The 10599-nt window shown below is 70.0% G+C and carries 1 protein-coding gene; it reads left to right on the top strand.

Features of this window, described 5'->3' with window-relative positions:
- Positions 1-7: 7 nt before the first annotated feature.
- On the top strand, positions 8-10591 hold the full coding sequence (locus MAY35_RS21525; protein WP_308192485.1) for a non-ribosomal peptide synthetase: 10584 nt from the start codon (positions 8-10) through the stop codon (positions 10589-10591).
- The last annotated feature ends 8 nt before the right edge of the window (positions 10592-10599 follow it).

Raw genomic sequence — 10599 nt, 5'->3', positions numbered from 1 at the left:
GTGGTATGTGGCGTCGGTGGTGGAGCGGTGTGGGGTGTCGGTGTGTCATTTTGTGCCGTCGATGTTGTCGGTGTTTGTTGATGCCCTGAAGGATTCGGTACTGGGGGATTCGGGTGTGGCGGGGTTGGGGTCGTTGCGTCAGGTGTTTTGTTCGGGTGAGGCGTTGGGTGTGGGTTCGGTGGTGGGGTTGCGGGGTTTGGTGCCGTCGGTGCGGGTGGTGAATTTGTATGGGCCGACTGAGGCTGCGGTGGATGTGACGTCGTATGTGGTGGGTGGTGGTGAGGTGGTGGTGCCGATTGGTCGTGCGGTGCCGAATGTGTCGGTGTGGGTGTTGGATTCGCGGTTGCGGCCGGTGCCGGTGGGTGTGGTGGGTGAGTTGTATGTGGGTGGTGTGCAGGTGGCGCGGGGGTATGCGTCGCGGTCGGGGTTGTCGGCGGAGCGGTTTGTGGCTGATCCGTTTGGTGTGGTGGGTGGGCGGTTGTATCGGACGGGTGATCGGGTGCGGTGGTCGGGTGTGGGTGAGTTGGAGTATGTGGGGCGTGTTGATTTTCAGGTGAAGTTGCGGGGGCAGCGGATCGAGTTGGGCGAAATCGAAACCGTGCTGGCCACAACGCCCGGGGTCGCCCAGGTCGTCGTGTCGGTGATGGCGCTCCCGGCGGGGGACCAGCTCGTCGCACATGTCACCGGCGCCGAGGTCGACGTCGACGAGCTGCGTGCCACGGCTGAACAACTGCCGGCCTACATGCGCCCGACGTCGTGGATGGTCCTGGATGCGTTGCCGCTGAACACGGCAGGCAAGGTCGACCGGAAGGCGCTGCCCGCACCGGATTTCGCCTCCTCGGGCCGGGTCGAGCCACAGACCGCCGTCGAATCCGCGCTGGTCGAGGTGTTCGCGGAGGTGCTGGGTCTCACTTCAGACGAACCTGCGCCGGTGTCGACGACCGACAGCTTCTTCGACCTCGGCGGCAATTCGCTCGCGGCCACCCGCCTGGCGGCGCGGGCGGGGCGGGTGCTCGGAGCCGATGTCGGCGTGCGCGACGTGTTCGATGCCCCGACCGTCCGAGACCTGGCCTCGCGCATCGAGACGATGCCGGGATACGCGGATGCCGCGTTCCATGCCCCGGCCGTCCCGACACGTCCGCCGGTGTTGCCGCTGTCGAGCGCGCAACGCCGTATGTGGTTCATCAACCAGTACGAGCCGACGGTGGCGTCGTACATCATCCCGTTCGCGTTCCGCATCCGCGGTGACGTCGACGCCGAGCATCTGCGCTTGTCGCTCGGCGATGTCGTTGCGCGGCATGAGGTCCTTCGCACCATGTATCCCCTCGACTCGCAGGGGCGGCCGCACCAGCTCATCATAGACGGGGGCGAGGTATTCGACTGGCGGGTGGCCGAGTCGGTCGGAGAGGCGCTCGCGGTCGCCGCCGCGCCGTACGACCTCACCCGAGACCTGCCGTTGCGGGCGCGGTTGCACACCGAGGCCCTGCCCTCCACCGGGACGACGGGCGCCCTGCTCGTGATCGCCATCCACCACATCGCCGCAGACGGCGAATCAGGGGCCGTCCTGGCCCGAGACCTGTTGACCGCCTACATGGCACGCCGGGAGGGTGTCGCACCGGATTGGCCACCGCTGGGCATCCAGTACGCCGATCACGTGCTGATGACGGGTGACCGAGCAGACCTGATCGAGAGCCATCGTCGCTGGTGGGCCGATCGACTCGCGGGTGCCCCCGTGCTGCTCGACCTGCCCACCACCCACATCCGTCCGGCGAGTCCCACCGGCCGGGGGGCGACGGTCGACTTCGTCATTCCGGGCCGAACCGCGCAGGCGATCCGCGCCGTCGCCCGTGGCGCGGACGCCACCGACTTCATGGTCCTCCACGCCGCGCTGGCCACGCTTCTCGGCAGACTGTCGGGCACCGGTGACGTGGTCATCGGCACCGCGACGGCCGGGCGGGACGGCAACACCGACGATCTGATCGGCATGTTCGTCAACACCGTGGCCCTCCGCACGCCACTCGCCCCCGCCCGGCCGTTCTCCGAGTTGGTGGCGGACGTGCGCGAGTTGGACCTCGATGCGCTGAGCCACGCCGACGTGCCGTTCGACGATGTCGTCGATGCCGTGGGCATCGCCCGGACCGCCGCGTACGCCCCGTTGGTGCAGGTGCTGCTCACCACCCTCGAACGCGGTTCGCTCCCGGCCGACGAATCCCGAGACCTCGGTCTCGAGATCGAACCCGTGGCCGTCGACGACCACTCGGCAAAACTGGATCTCACCTTCGCCATCGCGACCGACCCGGTGGAGGGTGCCGCATGGCAGGGCACGCTCACCTACGCGACAGACCTCTACGACGATGCCGACGCCCGGCGCCTGACCGATCGCTTCACCGGGTTGCTCGCGGAGGCGGTCGCCGATCCCGCCCACGCGATCGGGGACCTGCGGCTGCTCGCGGCCGACGAGGACATGCTGCCGCTGGTCTCCGGAGACCCGGACCCCCGGCCGGCACTGCTGGGGGACCTGCTTCGGAACGCCGCCCGGGCGAGGCCCGAACATGTCGCGGTCGTCGACGCCGACCGGACGTGGACCTACGCCCAACTCGACAACGCCAGTTCGCATCTCGCCGCAGAACTGATCGAGCGGGGCGTCGGACCCGAGGACGTCGTCCTGTGCGTCTTCCCGCGCTCGGCGTCGGCCCAGCTCGCTCTGTGGGCCGTCGCGAAGGCCGGTGCCGTCTACTGCCCCGTCGACCCCCGATACCCGGCCGAGCGGATCGCGCGCGTGGTCGAGGCGAGCGGCGCACGGATCGGCATCACCGACGGGAGTGTCGCCGCACTGGGGTCCGGCACGACGACCGACGGCCCGGAATGGTTGCTCGTCGACGCCGGGCGCGCCGATGACCTGGCTGCTCGCGAACCGGGCGACTCGCCGGAGCCGACCCGGCCCTCGCACGTCGACCAGGGCGCCTACATGATCTTCACGTCGGGATCGACCGGAACCCCCAAGGGAGTGCTCGTTCCACATCGTGGCCTGGCCGGTGTCGCCGCCGTACTGCGGGATCGGCACGGTTCGGGGCCCCATGCTCGCTGGCTGGGGATCAGCTCGCCTGCCTTCGATGCCGCCATGCTGGAAGTCCTCGGCGTCTACGGTAATGCGGCGACACTCGCCATCGTCCCGCCGGACATCTTCGGGGGGCGCGACCTCGCCGAGTTCATCGCCGAGCATCGCACCACCCACGCCTTCCTGGTGACCTCGGTGGCTGCGTCGCTGCCGGAACCGGCACGGCTGCCGCTGACCGACGTGCTCCTGGGCGGCGAGGCGGTGCCCGACGCCGAGAAGGACCGGTGGGCGCGGCATCTCGCCGTGTACAACGGCTACGGACCGACCGAGACGACGATCATCAGCGTCACGTCACCCGCGATCAGTGTCGGTAGTCCGGTCCGGCTGGGACATCCGGTGCCCGGCGTCGTCGCGCATGTGCTCGACGATCGGCTGCACCCGGTACCACCCGGAGTGGTCGGCGAGCTGCACCTCGTCGGCCCGGCACTGGCGCGGGGTTATCACGGCCGGGCCGCGCTCACCGCGGGACGGTTCGTCGCGTCGCCGATGGGCATTCCGGGCACGCGGATGTATCGCACCGGCGACCTCGTCGTGCGTTCGGCCACCGGGGATCTCACGTACGTCGGCCGTTCCGACTTCCAGGTGAAGCTGCGGGGACAACGTCTCGAACTCGGGGAGATCGAGGCGGTGCTGACCACACACGAGGGTGTGCGGACGGCGGCGGTCATCGGTGTCGGCGATCCCGTCACGGCACTCGCCGGGTATGTCGAACCGGTGAGCCCGGATCGCCCCGTGACCGTGGGTGAGCTGCGCGAACACCTCGCGACCGTCCTTCCCCCGCACATGATCCCGGGCGCGCTGGCGGTCCTGGACTCATTGCCCCGCAGCCCGATCGGCAAGATCGACCGGAGCGCCCTCCCGGACATCGGCGCCGACCAGGTCGACGATCACGTGCCGGCGTCCACGCTCACCGAGCGGACACTGGCCGCGATCGTGGCGGACGTGCTCGACATCGACGACGTGTCGGTGACCGCGGACTTCTTCGCGATCGGGGGGAACTCGCTCTCGGCGACGCGCCTCAGCGCCCGCGCCGGTGACGCGTTCGGGTTACGTGTGGGCGTCCGCGACGTGTTCGAGGCACCCACCGTCCGCGGGCTCGGGCGTCGCATCGACTCCGCGCACCAGACCGGCATCGTGCCACCGCCGTTGCGCCGAGCAGACCCCAGGCCGGAACGGGTCCCGCTGTCGTATGCGCAGCAACGGATCTGGTTCCTGAACCGGCTGGAGCCCGAGTCCGCGACCTACACCATCCCGGTGGCGGTCCGCCTCCGTGGGGCACTGGACATCGCGCACCTGCGCGAGGCGGTGGTCGACGTCATCGGTCGTCACGAGATCCTCCGGACCGTTTTTCCCGCGGACGCCGGTGAGCCACACCAGCACATTCTCTCCGTGGAGGAGGCCCGTACCCGGCTGATCTGGGAGACCATCACCGCGACGCCGGACGACGGAACCGGAATGGGCCTCGACCCCGCGACGATGATCGGCACCGCGACCTTCGATGTGACCGTAGAGATCCCGATCCGGGTCCGACTCGTGACGGTGGGTGATCGGGACCACGTGGTCGTCGTGCTGCTGCACCACATCGCGGCCGACGGAGAGTCGATGCGGCCGCTCGTCGCCGACCTGTGGTCGGCATACCTGGCGCGCACCGCCGGGCACCCGCCGCACCGGGACGAGCTGCCGATCCAGTTCGCCGACCACGCCGTGTGGCAACGGAACACGCTGGGCGACATCGATTCCCCGGATTCGATCCTGGGCGGACAGGTCGCGTACTGGCTGACCCGGTTGTCAGGCGTGGGTGAACTGCTCGCAGTGCCCACCGACCGGCCCCGGCCCCCGGTCGCTTCGCAGCGCGGGTCGCGCGTGATCGCCGCGATCCCCGCCGAACTGACCGACCGGATCGGCTCGGCGGCAAGAAGATACGGCGCAACCGAGTTCATGGTGGTCCACGCCGCATTGTCACTGCTCCTGGCACGGTTGTCGGCGAGCCGGGACATCGTCATCAGCACACCGGTGGCCGGGCGCGGTCACGCACACCTCGACGACCTCGTCGGGATGTTCGTGAACACCGTCGTGCTGCGCACCGAGGTCGATCCGTCGATCCCGATCGGGGACTTCCTCGAGCGCGTGCGCATCGACGATGTCAACGCGCTGTCCCGGGCGGACGTCCCCTTCGAATATCTCGTGGATCGGCTGGCTCCGGTACGTTCGGAGGCCTTCGCGCCCATCAGCCAGGTGATGTTGTCCGTGCTCCACGCCGATTCCGCCGGTTCTGACCCGACCGGTGGATCCGACGAAGTCGACGGCACCGGCCTCATTCTGGAGCCGATCGCGGCGTCGACCGGCACCACCCAACTCGACATGACCTTCGCGGTCGAGATCGCGTCCGACGGCCCGTGGACCGTCGAGATCACCTACGCCACCGACCTGTTCGACGAGGACACGGTCGCCGGCGTGGCAACCAGGCTGACCCGGGTGCTCGAAGCACTCACCGGGCCCCCGGAGCGGGCCATCGGTGCGATCGAGCTGACGGACGCTGCCGAGCGCGCCCGCATCGCCGACCTGGTCTGCGGACCGGATCTGGACGTACCGTGGTCGACGGTCACCGACGCCGTCGAGCGGGCCGCGCGTCGATCACCGGAGGCCGTCGCACTCGTCGCGGGAGACCGGGTCGTGACATACCGGGAGTTCACCGCGCGCACCGGTCGGATCGCCGCCCGGCTGGCGGCACTGGGTGTGGGCCCCGATGTGGCTGTGGGCGTCTGCATTCCGCGCTCCATCGAATTGGTTCTCGCGATTCACGGCGTGGTCGCCGCAGGCGGCAGCTACGTCGCCATCGACCCGGCGACCCCGCCCGAGCGCGCCGCCGCGATGATCGACACAGCGGGCATCGTGGCGATCCTCGTCGACGGTGCGCGCCCGCCTGCCGTGTCGGGTCTGACGACACCGGTCGTCCTGGTGGACGGTCGCGCCCCGCTGGGCGCGTCGCAGGCGTCGGACGCGGTGCCTCGCAGACCCCGCCCGGGCAACGCGCTCTACACCCTGTTCACCTCCGGCTCGACCGGTACTCCCAAGGGGGTCACGGTCAGTCACGGCGCGGTGTTGAACCGGCTCGCGTGGATGGCGGTGCGCTCGCCGCTGCGGCGCGACGACGTGGTGATGCTCAAGACGCCGGTGACGTTCGACGTCTCGGTGCCCGAACTGTTCGAACCGTTGATGGCCGGTGCCCGACTCGTCATCGCCGAGGACGGACGGCACGTCGACCCGGCCTACATCCTCGCCGAGATCGGGCAGCGCAGAGTCACGTCGATCCACTTCGTGCCGTCGATGATGGCCGCCTTCGTGGAGTACGTCGGAGGGCACGCCGAGCGGCGCCGTGCGCTCGGGTCGCTGCGTCGTGTCAACGCCTCCGGGGAGGCGCTCCCGGCCGCGACGGCCGCCGCCATGGCGGATCTCGTACCGACCGCGGAGATCGACAACCTCTACGGTCCGACGGAGGCGGCCGTCGAGGTGACCGCGCACCGCGTCCGCCCGGACGACGAGGTCGTCCCCATCGGGCGCCCGGACGCCAACACGAGCACCTGGGTCCTCGACGACCGGTTGCAACCGTCGCCGATCGGGGTGGTCGGCGAACTGTACGTGGGCGGCGACCAACTGGCCCGCGGCTATTCGGCCCGACCGGATCTGACCGCCGAGCGGTTCATCGCCGATCCCACGGGCCGGCGTGGTGCCCGCCTGTACCGGACGGGTGACCTGGTCCGCTGGAATGCGGCCGGTGAACTGGAATATCTCGGCCGCGCGGACTTCCAGGTCAAGCTGCGCGGTCAGCGCATCGAACTGGGGGAGATCGAGACGGTCCTGGCCCGGGTGGACGGGGTGACGCACGCGGCCGTCGCAGTGCGCACCGGTCCCGCGGGCGACGTGCTCGTGGGGTACCTCGCCGGCGACATCGACCTCGATGCGGTGCGCGACCATCTGGAAACAGCTCTGCCGCAGTACATGCGACCCACTCGATGGGTTGTCCTCGACGCGGTGCCGATCACCGCGACGGGCAAACTCGACCGTCGGGCGCTTCCCGAACCGGCAGCAGTCGCGAACGAGGTGGTGCGGCCCGCCGACCCGGTCGAACGCGCGGTGGCCGCGGTGTTCGCCGACGTCCTCGGCCTCGACGAGGTGTCGGTCACCGTGCCGTTCTTCGACCTCGGCGGCAACTCGCTGGCGGCCATGAGGGTGGTGGCCCGGATCGGCGACCGGCTCGGCACCGACGTGGATGTCCGTGACCTGTTCCGGACCCCGACGGTCCGCGGACTCGCGCAGGCGCTCGGCATTCGTCGGATCAGCGCTCATCCGCTGGTGCCGCGACCCCGCCCGGCCCGAATCCCGTTGTCGTATGCGCAACAACGGATGTGGTTCCTCAATCAGTTCGACGTCACCTCGCCGGTCTACAACATGCCCGTCGCCTTCGACATCGTCGGGGATCTGGACGCGAGCGCCCTGCGGACGGCGATCGTCGCGGTCATGACACGGCACGAGCCGTTGCGGACGATCTACCCGGTCGGCGCCGACGGGATCCCCGAACAGCGCATCCTCGATGCGCAGGCGGCCGCCGCCCAGCTGCGCTGGGATGCGATGACCTCGGTCGACGATGCCATGGCAGTCGGCGCCGAGGGCTTCGACGTCACCGCCGAGTTGCCGATCAGGGGCGCCGTCGCCGAGATCGATCCCGGGCGCCACCGGGTGGTCGTGGTCCTGCACCACATCGCCGCCGACGCGGTGTCGCTGCAGATCCTGTTCGCAGAGATCCTCGCCGCTTACCGGAGGGGCGACGCGCTCGAGGCGCCTGCGGTCGCCTACGCCGACCACACCCTGTGGCAGCGGGAAGTGCTCGGAGACGTCGACGATCCCACGTCCCTCATGGCGACGCAGTTCTCGTTCTGGGCGTCGACGCTGGCCGGTGTTCCCGCGGCGCTCGAGGTCCCCGGTGATCGGCCGCGGCCCGCCGTCACCGATCACAGCGGTGGACGTCTCGGCGTCGAACTCGGAGAGCGGCGTAGCGCCGCGGTGATGGCGACGGCCCGCCGGCGGGGCATCACGCCCTTCATGGTCTGCCACGCAGCTCTGGCCGCCACACTGGCGCGTGTCGCCGACGTCGCGGACGTCAGCGTCGGAGCGGCGGTCTCCGGCCGGGGACAGCAGGCCACCGCCGCGCTCATCGGTATGTTCATCAACACCGTGGTGCTGCGCACCCGTCTGCACGAACACGACACCGTCGCCGATCTTCTCGACCTCGTCCGCGACGTCGACCTCGCGGCCTTCGCACACGCCGACATCCCGTTCGAGACGCTCGTCGAGCACCTGACGCCGGTCCGATCCACCGCGCACGCGCCGCTCGTCCAGGTGATGATCAACTACCTCGGCGAGCCGTCGGCGGACTCGCTCGTCGACGCCGCCGACGGTCCGGTCGACATGGACGGGCTCGCCGTCACGCCCGTCGAGGCCGGAGCGCCACCGGCCAAGGTCGACCTCACGCTCGGCCTCGCCGAACACCCCGGCGTCGACGGCACCGCGATCGTCGGCGAGATCGACTACGCCGCAGCGATCTTCGACGACGAAACGATCGCGGCCATCCGCGACGTCTTCCTCCGGATGGTCGACGCCGTCACCGGCGACCCCGACCGCGTCCTGGACGACATCGACCTGGCACCGGTCCAGAACTCGCCGTCGACCATCGTGGACACCGCCGGACGGCCCGTGCCGCTCCGCATCCCCGGTGAACTGCACGACATCGGTGACGACGGTTCGAGGTCGCCGACGGGGACACTCGCACGGTGGGTCCACACCCCCGACGTCGGGCTCGAGATCCTCGGTCCGATCGAGCGTCATCCACGAATCGACGGCCGTCGCGTCGATCTCGACGTTCTGGAACAGATCGTGGCGGCGATGGACGGCGTCGCCGAGGCCGTCGCCCTCCCGCTCGACGGCGACGACGGAACGCGCATCGGGGTCTGGGCGGCCGCAGATGGTGACGAACTCACCGGCGGTGTAAATCGGCCCGCTCGCTCCGCTCCCGGCGCCGGTGTAAATCGGCCCGCTCGCTCCGCTCCCGGCGCCGGTGCCGATCGGCCCGCTCGCTCCGCTCCCGGCGCCGGTGCCGATCGGCCCGCTCGCTCCGCTCCCGGCGCCGGTGACCTGCGCCGCGCCCTCGGGGAAATGGTGCCCCTCCACTGGGTTCCGGACGTCATCGAGGTGTCGGACACGATCCCGGGGACCGCGGACGGTCGGCCGGATCGCCATCGGATCGCCGCGCTGCTGAGCGCCGGCGGGGCGGTACCCGGGGAAGTCGCGTCCCGACCACCCGCGGATGGTTGGGAATCGGTTGTCGCCGAAGCGATGTCGGAGGTCACCGGGTCGGTGGTCGCCACCGCCGGACAGAGTTTCTTCGATCTCGGCGGTACCTCGCTGTCGGCGGTCCGCCTCGTGTCGATCCTCCGCCGCCACACCGGGATGCCCGTCGACGTCGCTTGGGTGTTCGCCGGACCGACGCCACGAGACCTCGGTGCGAGACTGGCCGAGCACGCCGACACAGAGAAGCGACAGAGCGAGTCTCATACGACCCGCCCGGCATCGTCGGTGAATGCGGTCGTCGTACCGCTGCGGCCCGACGGTTCACGCCCCCCGGTCTTCTGCATCCATCCCGCCGACGGGCTGGCGTGGCTGTTCGCCGGGTTGACGCCGTACCTCGACGACCGGCCGGTCTACGGCCTCCAGGACCCGTTCGTGGTGGCGGGCGAACTCGCGGACGCATCGATCCGGGACCTGGCGGCGCGATACGTCGACGAGGTCCGGCGCATCGTCCCGCAAGGGCCGATACACCTCGTCGGATGGTCCATCGGTGGACTCATCGCCCAGGACATGGCAGCCGAACTGCGCGAGCAGGGCGTGGAAGTTGGGTTCCTCGGATTGCTGGACAGCTATCCGGTCGATCAGGACGAGTCCACGGCCGACCGGGCGGGGCCCGTCACGGATCCTCCCGACGGCGACGGTGACGCTCGCGACGTGCTCGCCGAACTCCTCGGTGGGTGGCGGGCAGTCATCGACGTCGACGACGTCACCGCGTCATCGGAGCCGGACGCGATCGCCGGTGCGGTGCGCGACAAGGTCACCGAGCTCGGCCTCCTGGTCGGCGACGCATTCGACCGGATGCTCCAGCGGATGGCGAGTTCGGAGAGTCGCACCGTCGATCACCGCCCGCGTCCCTTCGACGGCGACACCACCCTCGTCCTCGCGGCGGGCGGGGACGCCGATCCGGATAAGACAGCAGCACGGTGGACGCCGTACCTGAGCGGCACGGTGACCAGGATCGACGTCGACGCCGACCACCTCGGAGTAGTCGGCAGCGAGGCGCTGGAACAGATCGGACCGAGGATCGACGCCGGGATCGCTGCCGCCGAACGCACGGCCCCGCCGGCGTGAACCCGGCC

This window comes from Gordonia sp. 'Campus', from assembly GCF_022206305.1.
Lineage (GTDB): Bacteria > Actinomycetota > Actinomycetes > Mycobacteriales > Mycobacteriaceae > Gordonia.
This window is presented reverse-complemented; position numbering and strand designations above follow the sequence as displayed.